This window comes from Synechococcus sp. R6-7, assembly GCF_047461695.1.
In the GTDB taxonomy this organism is placed as follows: domain Bacteria; phylum Cyanobacteriota; class Cyanobacteriia; order Thermostichales; family Thermostichaceae; genus Thermostichus.
In genome coordinates, this window is record NZ_JANSHS010000142.1 from 1 (window position 1) to 724 (window position 724).

Genomic DNA, 724 nt, shown 5'->3' on the forward strand with positions numbered 1-724 from the left:
GGGAGAGACTGGGGATCCTAGGCAGGTTGGCTTTCCACCGTCACGGCTTCCGTCGGAGTAGTGGGGTTTGAGGCGCCCACTTGGACTTTGATCACCCGCGCTGCGTCGGCTTTGGGCAGAGTGAGGGTGAGGATGCCGTCGCGATAGGTGGCCGAGACTTTCTTCGGCTGGATGCGGCGGGCCAGCTTGAGGATGCGTTGAAAAGGTTGGGGCTCCACTTCTTGGTAGCGCAATTCAGCACCTTCAGGGCCGTGAACCTGGATCTCGCCGCTGATGGAGAGCTGTTGAGCCGTGGCCTCGATGTGGAAGCGTTCCCGATTGGCACCGGGCACCCACAACTGGACGGTGTAGGCTTCGCCGCTCTCCCAAACCTGCAGAGGAGTGGGCAGGAAGGAGCGAGAGCGTCCCCGGTTGGGCTCCGCTTGCAGAGCTTGTACCTCGAAAAGCGGGCTGAAGTAAAGAGTTGCCATAGTGTCTCCTAGGGTAAATAGGCTAAGTCATCAATGGAGTTGAGGGAAGCGAAGAGATCTCGGCAAAGAAGGCTTGGCCTGCACTTGGGATTTGAATTCACAAAATCCTGCTCTGATCATCCAAGAAAGCCATCCCAGCGAGGGAGGGCAAACCGATCTGTGATAGGCAGGATCCCCTCACCTCATGGGGAAGAGGGATGAAAACAAACAGGGCAATCCAATGGTTCACCAAATTTTCGGGCTGGAGGCCCGCA

General features: G+C 57.6%; 1 protein-coding gene. It reads right to left on the reverse strand.

Features of this window, described 5'->3' with window-relative positions; genetic code table 11:
- Positions 1-17: 17 nt before the first annotated feature.
- Positions 18-470, reverse strand: coding sequence for an Hsp20/alpha crystallin family protein (locus NW815_RS04805; protein WP_414390191.1), 453 nt, complete (start codon positions 468-470; stop codon positions 18-20).
- Positions 471-724: the final 254 nt, after the last annotated feature.

Bases quoted from the DNA above. Each gene is read 5' to 3' on its own strand.
- NW815_RS04805 (WP_414390191.1), bottom strand. From the start codon at position 470: ATGGCAACTCTTTACTTCAGCCCGCTTTTCGAGGTACAAGCTCTGCAA.